Origin of the sequence: Streptomyces olivochromogenes (assembly GCF_021538895.1) — a bacterium.
Taxonomy (GTDB): Bacteria; Actinomycetota; Actinomycetes; order Streptomycetales; family Streptomycetaceae; genus Streptomyces; species Streptomyces olivochromogenes_A.
Genome location: NZ_JADDRL010000018.1, coordinates 25,791 through 42,248 on the forward strand (window position 1 = coordinate 25,791; position 16,458 = coordinate 42,248).

At 68.2% G+C, this 16,458-nt stretch carries 14 protein-coding genes and 1 pseudogene; 4 read left to right on the forward strand and 11 right to left on the reverse strand.

All coding sequences use genetic code 11. The annotated features are described in order from the left end of the window. Positions 1-10 precede the first annotated feature (10 nt). The 3 genes from IPZ69_RS11555 to IPZ69_RS11565 form a co-directional block, all read right to left on the reverse strand. Positions 11-388, reverse strand: coding sequence for a hypothetical protein (locus tag IPZ69_RS11555; RefSeq protein ID WP_235453971.1), 378 nt, complete (start codon positions 386-388; stop codon positions 11-13). Next, complete coding sequence (ctaD, locus tag IPZ69_RS11560; RefSeq protein ID WP_235453972.1) at positions 385-2,115, reverse strand: aa3-type cytochrome oxidase subunit I; 1,731 nt, start codon at positions 2,113-2,115, stop codon at positions 385-387. The genes IPZ69_RS11555 and ctaD overlap by 4 nt, the downstream gene beginning before the upstream one ends. A 1,339-nt stretch (positions 2,116-3,454) precedes the next feature. Further along, the gene (locus IPZ69_RS11565) at positions 3,455-4,600 is read right to left on the reverse strand and encodes an FAD-dependent oxidoreductase (protein ID WP_235453973.1); all 1,146 of its coding nucleotides are present in this window, start codon (positions 4,598-4,600) and stop codon (positions 3,455-3,457) included. A gap of 258 nt (positions 4,601-4,858) precedes the next feature. On the opposite strand from IPZ69_RS11565, the gene IPZ69_RS11570 reads away from it, so the two are divergent. Further along, a complete protein-coding gene (locus IPZ69_RS11570) occupies positions 4,859-5,452 on the forward strand; it encodes a TetR/AcrR family transcriptional regulator (protein ID WP_235453974.1) in 594 nt (197 codons plus the stop codon). Positions 5,453-5,821: 369 nt separating this feature from the next. Here IPZ69_RS11570 and IPZ69_RS11575 read toward each other — a convergent pair whose 3' ends face one another. The 4 genes from IPZ69_RS11575 to IPZ69_RS11590 form a co-directional block, all read right to left on the reverse strand. Continuing rightward, a complete protein-coding gene (locus IPZ69_RS11575; RefSeq protein ID WP_235453975.1) occupies positions 5,822-6,403 on the reverse strand; it encodes a hypothetical protein in 582 nt (193 codons plus the stop codon). Positions 6,404-6,492: 89 nt separating this feature from the next. Then, complete coding sequence (locus IPZ69_RS11580; protein ID WP_235453976.1) at positions 6,493-6,780, reverse strand: hypothetical protein; 288 nt, start codon at positions 6,778-6,780, stop codon at positions 6,493-6,495. After that, complete coding sequence (locus IPZ69_RS11585; protein ID WP_235453977.1) at positions 6,735-7,595, reverse strand: DMT family transporter; 861 nt, start codon at positions 7,593-7,595, stop codon at positions 6,735-6,737. The genes IPZ69_RS11580 and IPZ69_RS11585 overlap by 46 nt, the downstream gene beginning before the upstream one ends. A 471-nt stretch (positions 7,596-8,066) precedes the next feature. Next, a complete protein-coding gene (locus tag IPZ69_RS11590) occupies positions 8,067-8,492 on the reverse strand; it encodes an organic hydroperoxide resistance protein (RefSeq protein WP_235453978.1) in 426 nt (141 codons plus the stop codon). A 142-nt stretch (positions 8,493-8,634) separates the two neighbouring features. Between IPZ69_RS11590 and IPZ69_RS11595 the strand changes: the two genes are divergently transcribed. Next, positions 8,635-9,606, forward strand: coding sequence for a helix-turn-helix transcriptional regulator (locus tag IPZ69_RS11595; RefSeq protein WP_235453979.1), 972 nt, complete (start codon positions 8,635-8,637; stop codon positions 9,604-9,606). Positions 9,607-9,840: 234 nt separating this feature from the next. On the opposite strand, the gene IPZ69_RS11600 is transcribed toward IPZ69_RS11595, so the two are convergent. Continuing rightward, positions 9,841-10,272, reverse strand: coding sequence for a tautomerase family protein (locus tag IPZ69_RS11600; RefSeq protein WP_235453980.1), 432 nt, complete (start codon positions 10,270-10,272; stop codon positions 9,841-9,843). Between the two features lie 125 nt (positions 10,273-10,397). On the opposite strand from IPZ69_RS11600, the gene IPZ69_RS11605 reads away from it, so the two are divergent. Further along, positions 10,398-11,306, forward strand: a complete 909-nt coding sequence (locus tag IPZ69_RS11605) for a LysR family transcriptional regulator (RefSeq protein WP_235453981.1) — start codon at positions 10,398-10,400, stop codon at positions 11,304-11,306. An 896-nt stretch (positions 11,307-12,202) separates the two neighbouring features. Here IPZ69_RS11605 and IPZ69_RS11610 read toward each other — a convergent pair. From IPZ69_RS11610 to IPZ69_RS11620, 3 genes and pseudogenes are all read right to left on the reverse strand, one after another. Continuing rightward, positions 12,203-12,748: a hypothetical protein gene (locus tag IPZ69_RS11610; protein WP_235453982.1), complete on the reverse strand. Its 546-nt coding sequence runs from the start codon at positions 12,746-12,748 to the stop codon at positions 12,203-12,205. Between the two features lie 57 nt (positions 12,749-12,805). Next, a pseudogene (locus IPZ69_RS47735) lies at positions 12,806-12,940 on the reverse strand (transposase); the annotation flags it as partial. A 273-nt stretch (positions 12,941-13,213) separates the two neighbouring features. Continuing rightward, the gene (locus IPZ69_RS11620) at positions 13,214-13,627 is read right to left on the reverse strand and encodes a hypothetical protein (protein WP_235453983.1); all 414 of its coding nucleotides are present in this window, start codon (positions 13,625-13,627) and stop codon (positions 13,214-13,216) included. A 178-nt stretch (positions 13,628-13,805) separates the two neighbouring features. On the opposite strand from IPZ69_RS11620, the gene IPZ69_RS11625 reads away from it, so the two are divergent. Next, complete coding sequence (locus IPZ69_RS11625; protein WP_235453984.1) at positions 13,806-16,436, forward strand: DUF6185 family protein; 2,631 nt, start codon at positions 13,806-13,808, stop codon at positions 16,434-16,436. Positions 16,437-16,458 lie beyond the last annotated feature (22 nt).

The following is a 16,458-nucleotide window of genomic DNA, read 5'->3' on the forward strand; positions in this document are numbered from 1 at the left end:
ACAGGGAGCGTCAGCGGGCCGTCAGCCACATCAGTGTGTTCACCGCAGTGATAGAGCCGAGCAGGACGCATGCGATCACGACGTGCCGTTGCAGCAGGGTCCGTCGCAGGGCGCGGTAGTGGGCTTCGTATTCGCCGCGCAAACGCTTCGCCTGGTCGGCGGTGGCCTGGAGGGCCTGTCGGGTCAGGCCGAGGCGTTGTTCCGTGTAATGGCGGGTGAGGTCTTCGGCCTGTCCTGTGGTGAGCCAGGGCAGGCGGGCGCACAGACCTTCGGCCTCGCGCTGGGCCTGCTCTCGTTCGGCGTGTGCGATGAGGTAGCCCTCGACGTCGGTGGCGATCGAGCCGCGCTGATCGCTCGGTGGGGCACCAGGGCGGTTCGGCGATGTCACCGCTGGCCGCCTTCCGGCTCGACCACGTCACGTCTGCCGATGTTGGCCGCGTGTTCGAGCTGGGCCACCTCGGGGTGGTGCAGGTCGAACGCCGGGGATTCGCTGCGGATCCGCGGCAGGGTGAGGAAGTTGTGGCGCGGCGGCGGGCAGGAGGTCGCCCACTCCAGCGAGCGGCCGTAGCCCCACGGATCGTCGGCGCCGACCGGCTTGCCGTACTTGGCCGTCTTCCACACGTTGTAGAGGAACGGCAGCATCGACAGGCCGAGCAGGAACGAACTGATGCTCGAGATCGTGTTCAGCGCGGTGAAGCCGTCGGCCGCGAGGTAGTCCGCGTAACGACGCGGCATGCCCTCGACGCCCAGCCAGTGCTGCACCAGAAAGGTGCCGTGGAAACCGACGAACAGGGTCCAAAAGCACATCTTGCCGAGGCGCTCGTCGAGCATCTTGCCGGTGAACTTCGGCCACCAGAAGTGGAATCCGGCGAACATCGCGAAGACGACCGTACCGAAGACCACGTAGTGGAAGTGGGCCACCACGAAGTACGAGTCGGACACGTGGAAGTCCATCGGCGGCGAGGCCAGGATGACACCGGTCAGACCACCGAAGAGGAAGGTGACGAGAAAGCCGGTGGCCCACAGCATCGGCGTCTCGAAGGACACCGACCCCTTCCACATGGTGCCGATCCAGTTGAAGAACTTCACCCCGGTCGGGACCGCGATCAGGAAGGTCATGAAGGAGAAGAACGGCAGCAGCACGGCGCCGGTGACGAACATGTGGTGCGCCCACACCGTCAGGGACAGACCGGCGATCGAGATGGTCGCGGCCACCAGACCCAGGTAGCCGAACATCGGCTTGCGGGAGAACACCGGGATGACCTCGGTGACGATGCCGAAGAACGGCAGGGCGATGATGTACACCTCCGGATGGCCGAAGAACCAGAAGAGGTGCTGCCACAGAATCGGGCCGCCGTTGGCCGCATCGTATACGTGGGCGCCGAACTTGCGGTCCGCCTCCAGGGCGAACAGCGCGGCCGCGAGGACCGGGAAGACGATGAGCGCCAGGACGGCGGTCAGCAGCGCGTTCCACACGAAGATCGGCATGCGGAACATGGTCATGCCCGGCGCGCGCAGGCAGATGATCGTGGTGATGAAGTTGACCGCGCCGAGGATGGTGCCGAAGCCGGAGAAGGCCAGACCCATGATCCACATGTCGGAGCCGATGCCCGGCGAGCGGACCGCGTCCGACAGCGGGGCGTAGGCGAACCAGCCGAAATCGGCCGCGCCGTCCGGGGTCAGGAAGCCACCGACCGCGATGGTCGAGCCGAACAGGTAGAGCCAGTACGCGAACATGTTCAGCCGCGGAAAAGCCACATCGGGCGCACCGATCTGCAGCGGCATGATCCAGTTCGTGAAACCGGCGAACAGCGGAGTCGCGAACATCAGCAGCATCACGGTGCCGTGCATCGTGAACGCCTGGTTGTACTGCTCGTTCGACATGATCTGCAGGCCCGGACGGGCCAGCTCGGCACGCATCAGCAGCGCCATCACGCCACCAATCAGGAAGAACGCGAACGACGTGACCAGGTACAGCGTGCCGATCGTCTTGTGGTCGGTGGTCGTCAGCCACTTCACCACGACGTTGCCGGGCTGCCTGGGCCGGAGTGGGACCTCGTTCTCGTACGAGTCCTCGGCTGCCGCAGCGCCGTGTGGCTGGTTCAGGGTGCTCACAGGCTGGGTTTCTCCGGTTTCGTGGATCGCGTCGTCCCCCGCCACCATCCTCGCCGCAACAAACGTGGGGAAGCCGCTTTGGACGACCGAAGACACGGCCGAACAGACGTCAGCCGGCCCCGAAAGGAGTAACAGCCGAAGCCCCTGGGGCTGCGGCACTCGACGCGGCGCAGCCCAGGCCGACATCTGCCGTTCCCAACGGCCCCCGTCCGCGCAGACTGGCGCTGCCAGGGTCTGACGGTGCGCTACCGGAAAAGCGTCCAGCTCGCTCACGGACCAGGGCTTTACGGCCTACAGCCTCCTGCCGGTTCTCCCGAATCTTGAAGTCCATCGCACCCCCTGAACTGGGGTGTTGCGACGACCACTAGAACGGAAGTGACGGGGGCGGGGCCTTTGTCGCCCCCAAGGGGTCTGCGGTGCTCACCACTTCGGTGACCCGGGCTGGCCTCAGCCGACTCCCCCACCCCCGTTCCCAGGGGCCTCCGAAGGCCCTTCATGGGAACGTCATGGGAACGGAAGGTCGAGTAAGGACAGGGAAAGATCAGACGAGGACGGAAGACCACGCCCCGCTGACCAGCAGGAACGGTGAGGCCAGGGAAAGGCCATCACAGACAGGGCAAGCTATCGACCCTCTCCTAAAGCGGGTGTCGCAGGTTCGAATCCTGCCGGGGGCACAGAGAAACACCTGGTCAGAGGCCGCATGGACCCTCCGTGGACGCCACGGAGGGTCTTTTGTGTGCCCAATGGGAACATCCTGGGAACGGGATGATGGGCGATTTAAGCGACTTCAGGTCGATCGGGAGGCTGGCACCTTTTTCGTGGATTCAAGCCGCGTCCGCGGCTGTGTTGATGGCATCGTGCCCAGCGGACAGTGAGTGCTGCGGTCGGCTCCGTCAGCGCGAACAGGGTTCCCACGGACGACCACCGGGGGCGACCCGAGGTGATGTCGATTCAGATCTTCTCGGCACGTATGAAAGTTGCGGTGCCTGATGGCGTGCCGGACGACGAGATGATCGTTGCGGACGTGGGGCGCGCCAGGGTGCACAGCGTCGCGATCGTGCTGGTCCTACCCACCCCGTTGGGGTCGAGGAAAACCGAACGCATCCCCTTGCTCGACGGTCAGGTCGATGTCCTGGACCGCCTGCGCGTCACCGTAGGACTTGTGAACGCCCACGACGCGCATCGCCGGGGTGTCCGCCGCTGCCCGGGGCGCCTGCGCGAGGTCCGGTCATCAGACCGCCTGCCCGCAGAGCGCCAGCCGGCCCGGACCAGCCACTCGGCTCTGCAGCCTGACCGCCCGCAGGGTTTCTCTCGGCTTCTTTGTTCTCGCGGGCGGGGCTCAGGGCTGGGTGTCGCCGTCGTCGCTGAAGTCGGGGACGTCAGGCGACAGCAGGTGCTCGGCGCCGCCTTCGAGCATCTTGGCCATCTGAGTCGAGCGGGGGAGCATGGTCTTCTCGTAGGTGCGGATGGCGTCGTCGACGGTGGCGGAGTCGGCGAGGGCGAGGGCGAGTTCGCAGGCGTCGAGCATGGCGAGGTTGACGCCGACGCCGAGCGGGGGCATGAGGTGGGCGGCGTCGCCGAGCAAGGTCACGGTCGGGCTGTGCTCCCAGATGTGCGGGACGGGGAGGGCGAAGATCGGGCGGTCGACGTAGGGGCCGTCGTTGTCGGTGATCATCTGGCGCAGGCGGGGCGACCAGTGGGCGTACCTGTCGAGGAGCAGGGCGCGGATGGCGTCGGTTTTGTCGACGGCCAGGCCGCTCGTGCCGATCCAGTCGACCGGGACCCGCTGGATGAGGTAGACGCGGATGTGGTCTCCGCTGTTGCGCTGGGCGAACAGACCGCGATCGCCGTCGGCTGCGGCGGCACCGCCCAGGCCGACCAGCCCGGCAATGCCGGGGTGCCGGTTTTCGACGTCGGAGAACCAGGCCTCCAGGAAGCTCACCCCCGTGTACTCGGGGACGGCGGGGGACACGGCCGGGCGCACCCGGGAGAAGGCGCCGTCGGCGCCGATGACCAGATCGGTCTCGATGGTCGTGCCGTCGGTGAAGTGCAGCTGCCGCGGCCCGTCGGCGGGACCGGTGATCCTGCCGAGAGCTCGGCCCCAGCGCACGGTTCCCGGTTGCAGGGAGTCCAGCAGCAGGTCGCGCAGCTGCCCGCGATCGATTTCCGGCTTGAAGAGCTCGTCGGCCTCCGGGACCTTGTGGAACTTGATCGTGCCGCTCGGGTCCAGCTGGCGCATCTCCTGCCCTTCGGGGCGGGCCAGCTTGAAGAACTCCTCGAGCAGGCCGGCTTCACGCAGGGCGATCTGGCCGTTGTCGGCGTGCAGGTCGAGGGTTCCGCCCTGATTGCGGTCATCGCGGCCCGGGGCGCGGTCGTAGACGGTGACCGCGATGCCGCGCTGCTGGAGGATGCGGGCGCAGGTCAGCCCGCCGGGTCCGGCGCCGATGATGCTGATGCTGGCGGTGGCGGGCGCTGGGGAGTTCACGGTTGTTCCTTCCAGTCGGTGAAGAGGAGTCATCGGGCGAACAGAGCGGGGCGGGGCACTCCGGCGTCGGTCTCGGTCATGGACGCGCCTCGCACGTCCCCTTGATGGACAGGACGGCGACAGGCGGGTGCGGTGCAGACGATGACGACGCCGGCGAGGACGTTCCGCTCAGGCCCACAGCCTCATAAAATCAGAACAAGCAAAAAAGTACAACGACTCTACTTAGCGATGGGTTCGACTATCGGATACGCTCTAGGCATGACCGTGCCCCCCGTCAGCCGCCGCGACCGCAAGAAGGCGGCCACCCGGCAGGCAATCGCCGACGCCGCACTACAGCTCTTTCTGGAGCGTGGCTACGATCAAGTAGGCATCCGTGACATCGCCGACGCCGCCGACGTATCGACCGCTACGGTGTTCAAGCACTTCAGCGGTAAGGAAGCCCTGGTATTCGACCAGGACCAGGACAGGGAGTCAGAACTGATCGCCGCGGTGCGGCAGCGACCCTCCGGTCAGAGCATCCTCGACGCCCTCCGACAGCACGTCCTGGACACCTGGCCCTCGATCGAGGCACATCCCCAGGCGGCTGAGTTCACCAACCTGGTGGATTCCACGCCGGTGCTACGCGCGTACGCCGAACGCATGTGGACCCGATATACCGACAGCCTCAGTGCAGCCATCGCCGACGAGATCGGCGTGGACCACGACGACCTCGCATGTGTGGCCCTTGCTCGATTCGTACTCGACATCCCGGCCCTCGCTCGCGGTCGGCAGGACCGCCGAGCCGCCGTCGAGGCAATCTTCGACATCCTCACACACGGCTGGGAACCGCCCAGCAAACCGCCTGCGCCGTAGCCCCCACCATGCGGTTCGGCCGCAGCCACCCCTCGGCCCGCCAATGGGAACTGACATCCCCTCATTCCCTTGCGGGGAGCACCTCATTCTGATCCCGGTTGTTGACCGAACGCTGCCAGGGAGACCGGCTGCCACTGACGCCAGGTACTCAGCCGCTCCTTGAAGGGACCAGCGACGTCGGTCCACCCGCGGATCGCCTGCGCCGCCCGCGAATGGCCCACTCGGCTCGGCCTTGTCGCCACCGGTCTCGGCATTCCCCGTACTCCCCGAAGTAGCCGCGGCCGCGGTCCCCACCGGAGTCCGCATCGTCCAAGTCGACGACCCCGCCTGGCTCGGCCGAGCCATCATCACCGTCACGGTCCGCGACCGCTATCCCGAGGTGACGGCCACCGCGACGTCCACCGCCTCGAAGTGCTTGGGGACGAACTGCCCCGGCCGCGTCTTGTCGAGCACGGCCTTGCGCCAGTTCTGCGTGGCGAAGGAGATGTCGACCGGCTTGACGTTCTCGCCGAGCGCGCTGCTGTACTCGCCGCGGGCACTCTCGTACCGCCTCACGTGCGCGAGAGCGCGCAGCACCCGCCCGTCCTCAGACGTCGCGGTGAACTCCAGCTTCTCCGCCAGGTCGGACACCACCGACCGGCCTCGGCCGAGCTGCCCGTACAGCAGCACCTCCCAGAAGTCGTCGTGATGCGCGGAGACCTTATCGATCTGCTCGTACTGCCCCGCGAACCCGCCGAAGCCCTCCACCACCCATACAACGTCAGCGCCGGCAACAGCGCGCTGATGGCCATCGGAGTCCATCCGCTCAGCGGCCCACGCTGCCTCCTCCCGCGTCGGTGCGAAGAACAAGTGCAGCTCATGCGCGGTGACCAGCCGCTTGAAGCGCGGACTCGCGGCCCACTCGATCGAGGTCGCAGTCCCGCCCCGGGCCCAGACAGCAGTCAGTTTCACCACCAACGACGTTCGGCCGAATGGGTGACGGCCGTCATCGAGCCGAACCGTAAGACCAAGTACTCGCGGCTTTTGGGCGTACCTCGACGCTACTCCCGATAGGTGAGGGTGACCGTTGGGCTCTCGTCCTCGGTGTACCTCGCCCAGTCAACTCTGGGGTCCTGTTCGGCGGAGTCCGGGAACGTCGGGTGCTGCGGTGTGGGCGGGGGCTGGGGTGTGTACGGGGCGTAGGCCGGGTACGGCGGTATTCCTGTACTGCGGTGTCTTCCCTGCTGTGCCGTGGCTTGTTCCACGCCGCCGCTCGTCACCACGACCGTGACGCCGACGATGATCAACAGGAGCCCGGGCGCGGTCGCGGGCTTGATGCCCTGCCCCATGAACCACCACGCGGCGAGCGCCGCCACGGGGGTCTCCAGCAGGAGCAGACGCTCATGGTCGTCGCCGATGTCCTGCCGAGGGCGAAGTTCAGTGAGCCGAGCCCCAGGATCTGGGGAAGGACCAGCAGCCCGAGCAGTGACAGTTGCGTGGATCTGTCGAAGCCCGTCAGCGGGATGCGGGCCAGCCGGCAGACGGCGAGGAGTTCCAGACCGCAGACCAGCGAGGTGAACGTCGAATACAGCGGTGTGCTCACATCCGCCCGCGACCGTTCGCTCAACGCGGTGTACCCGGCCTGGGCGATGGCCCCGACGAGGGCGAGCAGGTCCCCCAGCAGCGCCGTACCGCCGGACCTGATGTCGAGACCGCCCGCCGCGGCCGCTCCCACCACGGAGAGCGCGAGACCCGCCCATGTCCGGCGGGACGTCCGGACGCCCTGGCCCGCGGCGATGAGGGCCTGCCAGACGGGCTGGGTGGCCACGAGCGCCGTGGACATGGCGACCGAGGTCAGCCGGGTGCTCGTCATGAAGGAGGCGAAGTGGAGGGCGAGCGACGTGGCCGCAAGGAAGCCGCAGACCAGGGGCCGCCACTGCTCGCGGCGCAGGACGCTGCGCTCGCCGCGCGCGACGCGCACCACCTCGCGACGGCGCAGCAACAACAGGAGAGGCCCGAGTACGGCGAAGCCCAGGCAGTTGCGCCAGAAGGCCATGGCGAGCGGTGAGGCGGAGGCCGCGGCGGTGAGCGGGGCAGTGGCCGAGACGGAGAGCACGGTGACCGCCATCGCCGCCATGGACAGCGGATCGGGCTTGGACTTCACGCGTCCGTACCGCCGTCCGCGGCCGGCCGGGCGGCAGTGGATGTCAGGGGTGCGATGCGGTCGCGCGTGGAACGCGGCGGCGGAACACAGGCGAGTATGTCGATCACTTGGTATGCGGTTTCTGTGCTGTGGGATGTTGGGTCAGCTCAGGGCTTCGACAGCAGGAGCGCGGCAAGGAGAGCGCGGGAGTGGAGCGCCGGCGTTGCCGGGCGGCGCGATCTGTGAGCGACGTCCGGCCCGGGCGTCACGAACGCGAACGGAGCGGCGGCACCACGATCCACCAGGTCGCGCAGTGCAGGCCCCGCTCCACCGGCCTGCGCCAAGGCCGCGCAAACCACCAGTGGCCGAGACGCCTCGCAGGACAAGGATCACGCCCGCCAGGACCGTGACGGTGCCTCGACGGAGGGAGTCCCGCAGACCGAACGGACCCCGGCTGCCCCCTCCTGAAGCCCCCTGAGCCCCTGAACTCCCCTACTGGACCGTGGCCTTGAGGGTCACCTCGATGTTCCCCCGGGTGGCGTTGGAGTACGGGCACACTTCATGGGTGGCCTGCACCAACTGGTCGGCGGTGGGCTGGTCCAGGCCCGGCAGATGCGCGGTCAGAGACACGGCCAGGGTGAAACCGCCGGTCTCCCGCGCGAGCAGGCTCACCTTCGACTGCACGGTGGAGGACAGCAGTTGGACGCCCCGCTCGCGCGCGATCAGGCGCAGCCCGTTATGGAAGCAGGCGGCGTATCCGGCGGCGAAGAGCTGCTCCGGGTTGGTCTTGTCGCCACCGGGGCCGCCCATCTCCTTCGGGATCGCCAGGACTTCGTCCAGGACGCCGTCGAGGGACCGGACTTCACCGTTGCGACCGTCACCGGTCGACAGGGCCTCGGTGGTGTACAGCGCGGACATGTTGTTTCCCTTCGTTGGTGCCACGGATGGTGAATGGTGAATGGTGGTGGGCAAGTGCTCCGAGTGTGCTGGCGGCGGCCGCGCGCAGCCTGCCCATGGCAGGGGCAGGCTGCGCGGCCTCCCGGTGCCCGATACTCGGTGCATGGACGAGCAGCCCCGGCTGGGGGAGTTCCTCAGGACACGTCGGGCGCAGTTGCGGCCGGCGGACGTGGGACTCCCGGATTTCGGAGAGCGCCGGCGTGTGCCGGGGCTGCGCCGTGACGAACTGGCCCAGCTCGCCGGAGTGGGCCTGTCCTACTACACGCGGCTGGAGCAGGGGCTCTCGCTCAACGCGTCACCGGAGGTGCTGGACGCGCTGGCCCGTGCCCTCGGGCTGGACGAGGTGGAGCGTGCCCACCTGCACGACCTGGCCCGCGCTTCGCGCCGCACCGGCACCCGGCGCAGGCCCGCGCCAGAACGAGCGGGCGACACGACCCGACAGCTGCTCAGTGCGTTCGGCGACGCACCCGCGATCGTGCTCGGGCGCAGCAGCGACGTACTGGCCTGGAACCGCACGGGACACGCACTGTTCGCCGGGCATCTGGACCCGCACATCCCCGATCAGCCCGACCAGCGCCCGAACACGGCTCGGCTGGTCTTCCGGGACGCGCACACCCGGGACCTGTACGTGGACTGGCCGAAGAAGGCCAGGGACGTGGTGGGGAAGCTGCGGCTCGCCGCCGGGCAGCATCCGGACGACCCTCGGCTGGCCGCGCTGATCGGTGAACTGACCATGAACAGCGCCGAGTTCGCCGTGATGTGGTTCGAGCACCGGGTCAGGAAATGGGACCTCGCGACATACCGCATGCACCATCCGCTCGTAGGCAGCATGCAGCTCAACCTCCAAACCCTCAACGTCCCGCAGGAGGAGGGCCAGCGCATAGTCGTGGCGACCGCCGACGCCGGCACCACGTCAGCGGCAGCCCTGTGCCTCCTCGCCCAGGCCGGTGTTCCGACCGGGCGGCAGGCGACACGCACCGAGGCTCCGGGGTCCCCGCGGGACGGGGCGGTCGGCACTGAGGGCTCCGCTGGCCATGCCGATAAAGCTTCGCGAGAGTGCCGGCGGCCTCGTTGAGAGGGTGACCGGCGTGGGCCTTCTCATGGACGAAGGTCAGGCAGTGTCGTCAACGAAGTCAGTGGGCCCCGGCACCGAGTTGACCCGTGCGATGGCGTAACCGCGCTGCGCTGCTGCTCCATCCGGGCAGCCGGTGGCGCTGCCGGTTCGGCAGGGCAGGTCGCAATACATGGCCCAACGGCGGCGCCGTTTGCCTCGCCCTGTCCGTGCCAGGGCCCGGCAGCGGTGCCGGCGTCAGTCAACCCGGCCGGCGGCCATGGCCTCGGGGCTCATCCGGGTGTCGAACCCGGTCTCGGCATCGATGGTCCGTCCCTGTGCCCACCAGTTCTCCGCGGCGGTCTCCAGGACGGTCAGCAGGACGTCCTCGCGGCGCATCCCCACAGCCTCAACGAGGCAGTCGGCAACGGCTTCGAACAGCTCGGCTTTCTGCGCGGGCGGCCGGTGGTTGAACGTCATCCGGATGATCACTGAGTCGGCGCTGCGCTCGACACCGAAGAACGTCGGCGCCTGCAGAATGTCGCCCGGCTCCATGTCGTGCACGACGTGGAAGAAGTCGTCCTCGGGGATCTGGAACACCTGCCGCATCGACTCGTGCACCGCCCTGGACACGGCCTTGCGGAACTCCGGCGTCTTGCCCTTGCGGAGGTAGATTTCGACAAATGGCATGGTAAGGCTCCTCGGGAATCGGGATCCGCCGTCGCACTCATCGGCGCGGCTGACACCGGCAACGCTAGGTCCGGGCACTCCATGCGGCCAGCGAAAGTCCGGCATGGCTGGTATGCCTGACTGTCATGGAGCCCTCACTCACCGGCCTACGGGTACTGCGCGAGATCGCTGAACGCGGCAGCTTCACCGCCGCGGCCACGGAGCTCGGGTATACGCAGTCCGCCGTCTCACGGCAGGCCGCCGCGCTGGAACGCGCCACGGGACAGCGCCTGTTCGACCGCCAGGCGGGCGGCGTCACGCTGACCGCCGCCGGGCTCACCCTGCTGCGGCACGCCGTGGTGGCGCTCGACGCAGTCGCCGCAGCAGACCGCGAACTCAAGGGCCTTCCGCCTGAGCGCGGCACCGTGCGCCTGGGCACCTTCCCCAGCGCCGGGGTGCTGATCCTGCCACGGGCCCTGGCCGCGCTACGCCGCACGCATCCCCGTATCGGAGTCACCACGCGAGAGGCCACGACCCCGGCGCTGGTCCGGGCGCTACGGGCGCGCACCATCGACCTGGCGATCCTCGCTTCCCGGCCACCGCATCGGCCGCTGGACGACCAGGCTCCGCCCCTGGAATACCTGACCCTCAGCGAGACGACGCTGCTACTCGCGGTACCGGCCGGCAGCGCCCTGGCGGCAGAGGACGCCGTGGAGTTGGAGGCGTTGGCCGACCAGGACTGGATCGCCGGTCCCTCAAGCGCCGCCGAGCCGGCGATGGGCGTCTGGCCCGGCGCACCAGGGCGGCCCCGGATCGTCCACACCGCCCGCGATTGGCTGACCAAGCTGCATCTGGTCGCGGCCGGATGCGGTATCACCACCGTGCCGCCCGGTCTGGCCGACGCCGTCCCACCCGGCGTGCGACTGGTCGAGGTCCAGGGCGGCCCCGCTGAACGCAGACGGGTGGTCCTCGCCCGCCTTCCCGGACCATGCCCACCAGCCGCCACCGAGATCATCCGCGCTCTCCGACAGGAAGCGGCCCGCCAGCCCGGTTGAGAAGCGCCCGTTTGCCAAGACTGCAAAGGACCTCACTGCTTTGACACCGCGCGCCGCACGATCAGCGCTCGGCCACCGAATCACAGGCCCGGGCGGCACCCCCGCCCCGTGCCCAGGCCATTGCCCTCAACACCGCCTCACGGGTACGAGCCTCTGCGCTTGTTCACCCGGAGAATACGTCTGTGCCTGCGGCGGCGTGAACCTTCGACGATCCCTATCGTCCCAGGCCAGAGGTGGTCATTGTGATTCGTGGATACCACCGGAGCCGCACTTCGTGAAAGCACCGGGCCAGGGCGTGTCCGATGGGTCAGCGAGCCTGCCGTGCCTGGTCAGTTGACCGCAATGGTTGAAAGCGCCGTCGCTTCCCAAGCTGAACAGCGCGGGTGGCTCGGGCCGCTCCTGCGCTCCGCGGCCCAGGCAACGTGGCCGCGGAGATGGCCGAGGGCCCCGACACCCTGCTCGGTGCGGGGCTTTGGCGCCCGCAAGGGGTCTGCGGTGCTCACCGCTTCGGTGACCGCGGCTGGCCTCAGCCGACTCCCCCGCCGCCGTTCCCAGGGGCCTCCGAGGCCCCCTCATGGGAACGGAAGGCCGAGTGAGGACAGGGAAAGATCAGACGAGGGCGGAAGACCGCATCGCACTGACCAGCAGGAACGGTGAATCTAAGGAAAGGCCATCACAGACAGGGCAAGCAATAGCCCCTCTCCTAAAGCGGGTGTCGCAGGTTCGAATCCTGCCGGGGGCACAGAGAGAAGGGCCGGCTCAGGAGAGGTTTTCTCCCGGTCTGGCCCTTTGTCTTGTTCGGGTGCGTGCCACAGGCATGCCACTCCTATCCAGGCCCGAAGAGCATGGCACGTGGCCGCTGCACATCGAGCGGAGGCCAGGAGCGGTTGTCTGTGTCAGTTCAGAGGGTGCGTCGCCTCGTTGGGGCGCGTGATCGAGCGACGCGGGACGTGGACCTTGCGGCGCCTCCGCCCGACGGTGAGGTACAGATACCAGCGTTGGTCGAGGATGTGCCCCTTAGCCATCTTCACCAACTCCGAGGCAGGTGCAGACCACTCAACGGTTGAGTGCCCTTCCAGCCGGAAGGGATATGTCACTTCGAACTGTGGTTGCAGCTTCTCGTTTACGTCACGTGTGGGCTTTGAGTCCCAACCCATGCGGACGTGTAGATGCTGCACGGTGACGTCCGCGGCCGATCGTCCACCGTTGTGGATGACCAGACGCAGCAGGTACTGGTCGCCCTCTGCCACGAAATAGCACTGCGTGGTGACTTTGGGGCCACCGGCGCGGGCTACGTAGGTAGCGACGATGAGCGAGGTTGTGGACACAGCTAAGCCTGCGAGCGTCAGAATCGGAGTGACCGCAGGATCAATGAGCGCCATATACGGAGCGTAGCCGCGCGACGTCTCGGTGTTGCCACAGGTTGGTGTCTGCATTGCCACGCATCATCCCCGAGAAGACCGATAGCCAGGCAGCGTTCCTATGGGCTGGATGCCGCGGACCAGCGGGATGAGGGCCTGGCTGTCGTGGAGGTTCGCGGCGGACATGCCGATCGACAGGGGCAGACCGCGGCGGTCGACGATCAGGTGGATTTTCGACCCGTTCTTGCCGCGGTCGGTCGGATTCGCTCCTGTCAGCTGCCCCCTTCGAGGGCCCGGACGCTGACGGAGTCGATCGCACACCAGGACCAGTCCAGCTCGCCACAGGAGCCGAGTTCGTCCGGTACCCGAGAGGCGGCCACCGGGGCTTGGCGAGCGGTGTGCGGCGGCCCTGCCGATATCCGTCCGAACATAGTCGCGACGTTCCGGCCAACTAGGTCGCCCGCTCCGGGTCCGCCATTGGCGAAGGGGCGCCCTCCGCCACGGACGGCGCCCCGTCGTCGCAGGTCTCGCTCCGGCGTCCTGCTCCTAGTGGTCGGAGCGGCGTTCGTGCCGTTCGTGCTCGCGCCCCGGGCACAGGTCGAGCGTGGTGCACAGCATGATCTCCTGGCAGGGGCCTGCTGCCGGCTCCGCGTCCGCCTCGCCGTCGGCGTGGGGCACGAACCGCCACTGCGACGCCTTGGCGTGCCGTGTCCCGTCCGCCCTCTCGACGTGGGCGTGCAGCGTGCGGGTCTCGGGGTCGTTCGTCTCCACCAGCACCTCGTCCGCGCGGAGCGGGAAGTGGTCGTGCAGCAGGCACAGGCCGAAACGGTTCAGATTCCCGTGCTTGGCCAGAACCGCGACCAGGTCCTCGACGAACTCGGCGTCCTGGGGTCCCAGCCCTTCGGCCTCCTCGAAGCGGGGAAGCGGCTTGCGCGGGACGCCCACCTGGGTGTCGGTCATGAGTCCTCCGTCAATCGGCTGACGGTCACCGGCTTCCATTGTCGGGCGCCGAACCGGGCCCCGCAAATGCCACTGGCACACCCAAGGGGGTATGTGTCAGGGGTTCGACGTGTGTCTGTGCATGACAGATACGACGCTTTGTCTAGATTCGCCGGGGACAGGGAGAGGTGTCGGCCCTATGGCGATGACTCGATGGTGGCGGCGGCTGCTGTTACTCGTGATGCTGGTGTCATGCGTGTGGACGTGCGATCCGGCGTCGGCGCAACAGCGGCGGGACCCCGGTGCCGGCTGCCAGTCAGAACGCCTCAAGGACAGCAGCGTCGAGGCCACCTTGCGATTGCGGCACCACGAGCAGTCGCACCCCTGGCTCGTCTCCGACATGACGGTGCGGGTGCCGAGAGGTTGGCCGCTCGCCAAGCAGCTGACGTTCAGCGTGCATTCCCGGCAGTACCGCATGGCCATGCGGTGTCTGCTGCTCGGCGACGAGACTCCCGGGGCGCGCAACGAGTGGCATCCCCGCGATCCCGTGGTGAGGGCCACCGACTCCTCGGTCGAGGTGCGCTACGTCGCGTACAACTGGATCACCACGGACAAGCCCTTCCCCGTGGGCCCCTGGGAAATCGTCCCCACGGGGAGAACGTGGATGGTCTACCTGTGGCCGCCGACACTTCAGACCGTCCGGTGGAAGCGGATCGAGGCCGATCTGGGCGGCCTCGGCTTCAACGACCTCGTGGAACGGGCGTCGTCCTCCACGGGGAACGAGCTGGTGTGGAAGAACAGGCTGCCCCAAGAGGTCCAGGTGGAGGTCGATCCGCCCTGGCAGCGCCGACTGTCGGCGACGCTCACCCAGTCGCTCTGGCCCACCGCGGGCATCGCCTCGTGGTGGGTGTGCGCCTCGATCCTGATCGCTGTGGCCGCACTCCGTGCGCGGCGCCCCGGAACAGCCGCCGCGCACGGGACGCCGCCCCAACCACCGGCGGGGGACGTGGCCCAGCAACCGGCGGCGGATGTCCCCGACACCGACACCGGACACAGCACGAGCTTCACGCGAACGCTGCTGGAGTGGGCCGTACTCAGCGGGGCGGTCGCCCTGGCGCTGCTGCTGCTCACACAGCGGGGAGTCACGCCCCGGTCGTACGCCGTCCTCTGCATCTACGCGGGCCTGGCCCTGGTGCTCGTCGCCCGCCCCTGGGTCCTCGGCGCGCCACCGACCGCACCTGGCTCCGGCCCTGACGAGCCGGCCCGGTCCGGCGGCCTCCGCGGCAGCCGGCGTCGTCAGGCTCGCGCCGTCACGGCAACCACGTGTGCGGTCGCGGGGATCGGCCTGCTGGTGATCGTGGCCCACGGTGTCTTCGGTCTTCCGGAGAACCTGGAGCCGGGGACGACAACGGCCCTGGGCCGCACCGGACTTGTCCTGGTCGGCCTCGCGACCGTGTGGCTGTGGCTGGCCGCGATGCTCGCCTGGGCCTGGCGATTCGCGCACGAAGGAGGATTGCTGCGCGAGCGCTGGACCCGGCAGTGGGACAGGGTCCCGGCGCAGTGCGTGGCCGCCGTCGGATGTCTGCTGACGGCCGTCGCCGGGATTCTGCTCGCGTTCGCCTGGCAGGCGAACGAGAAACAGTGGCGACGCGTCAACTGGCTCGCCGAGCAGTACGACCCTGCCGCGTACAACGCGTACCAGAGCAAGCTGCTGGGGAACTTCTTCTTCAGCGACCTGAAATGGATCTTCGCCTACAGCTGGGTACTGACAGGCATCGCCCTGCTGGCGCTGCTGGGTTACCGCAACAGGCCGGCCCGGACACAGGGCCGCCGCCTATTCGAGCGGTTCTCCCCCGGGCCGAGCAAGCTGGATCTCCTGCTGACCGTCGCCCTTTTCGCCTTCTTCGTCGGACAGCGGGCGGCGAAGTTCGCGGGTACCAGCGCACTGTACGGCGTCTGGCTGGTGCTGAACATCGCCGCCGTGTACGTCGTCCTCGGCGTCGGGCGCCGCTGGTCCGTGTTGAGCCGGATGGGCGAGAGTTTCTATGCGAAGAGGCTGGGCACCGAGCCGCACCGGCACGAATTGCTGGAGAAGGCCCGCCACTACCTCAACGTCAACCACCAGATGCGCCTGGTGGACCAGGGGCATGCAGGCGGGGTGACCTACGAGGGGCTCGAGAAAGAGCTGGAAGACCTGCACAATTGGCTGGTCACCGCGTGCGATGGAGCCGATCCGCCGGAGCAGATCTCGGTGCTGGACATCGCCCTGGCCTGGGGACCGGACGGGCGCTGGTGGTCCAATGCGGTCCGTGCGGCGCGTCTGGCATTTTGGTTCGGACTGCCGGCCACCGGGCTGCTGCTCTACTACCAGGCGCAGGAGCCCTACGGGCGAGCGCAGATTCTGTTCACCCCTGTCGGCATTCCGGAACTCGTCGCCGACCTGATCCTCTATCAGATGGCATGGGCGGCGGCCGGCTTCACGCTCGGGGCTCTGTGGCGTCTGCTGCCGGGACGCCGGAGCCAGGCACGGGCGTGGCTCCTCACCGCCGCCTACGGCGCCCCCGTAGTACTGGCCGCCGCGTTCCTCCATGTCATCGACACGGATCCCCGCCAGCTGCTCCTGTACGCCGCGCTCCTCCTGTGCGTCCTGACGCTCACCAGCATCTGGGTGGACCTGGCGACCTTCCGCAAGGACCGGCAGTACCTGCCCAGCCGTTTCGCCCTGCTGCTGTTCGTCTACCGGCTGCGCGGCCTGTCCGTTCAGATCGCCTGGGTCCTCGTCCAGACGGTGGCCATCGTGACGATCTGGAAGAGTCTGACGCCGCACTGAGGGGACCAACCACCGACAGGGC

Excerpts from the sequence above, each read along its gene's own strand:
- IPZ69_RS11595 (WP_235453979.1), top strand. The coding sequence starts at position 8,635 with ATGGACGAGCAGCCCCGGCTGGGGGAGTTCCTCAGGACACGTCGGGCG.
- IPZ69_RS11580 (WP_235453976.1), bottom strand. The coding sequence starts at position 6,780 with ATGGGGCAGGGCATCAAGCCCGCGACCGCGCCCGGGCTCCTGTTGATC.
- IPZ69_RS11590 (WP_235453978.1), bottom strand. The coding sequence starts at position 8,492 with ATGTCCGCGCTGTACACCACCGAGGCCCTGTCGACCGGTGACGGTCGC.
- IPZ69_RS11620 (WP_235453983.1), bottom strand. The coding sequence starts at position 13,627 with ATGACCGACACCCAGGTGGGCGTCCCGCGCAAGCCGCTTCCCCGCTTC.
- IPZ69_RS11600 (WP_235453980.1), bottom strand. The coding sequence starts at position 10,272 with ATGCCATTTGTCGAAATCTACCTCCGCAAGGGCAAGACGCCGGAGTTC.
- IPZ69_RS11570 (WP_235453974.1), top strand. The coding sequence starts at position 4,859 with ATGACCGTGCCCCCCGTCAGCCGCCGCGACCGCAAGAAGGCGGCCACC.
- IPZ69_RS11625 (WP_235453984.1), top strand. The coding sequence starts at position 13,806 with ATGGCGATGACTCGATGGTGGCGGCGGCTGCTGTTACTCGTGATGCTG.
- IPZ69_RS11605 (WP_235453981.1), top strand. The coding sequence starts at position 10,398 with ATGGAGCCCTCACTCACCGGCCTACGGGTACTGCGCGAGATCGCTGAA.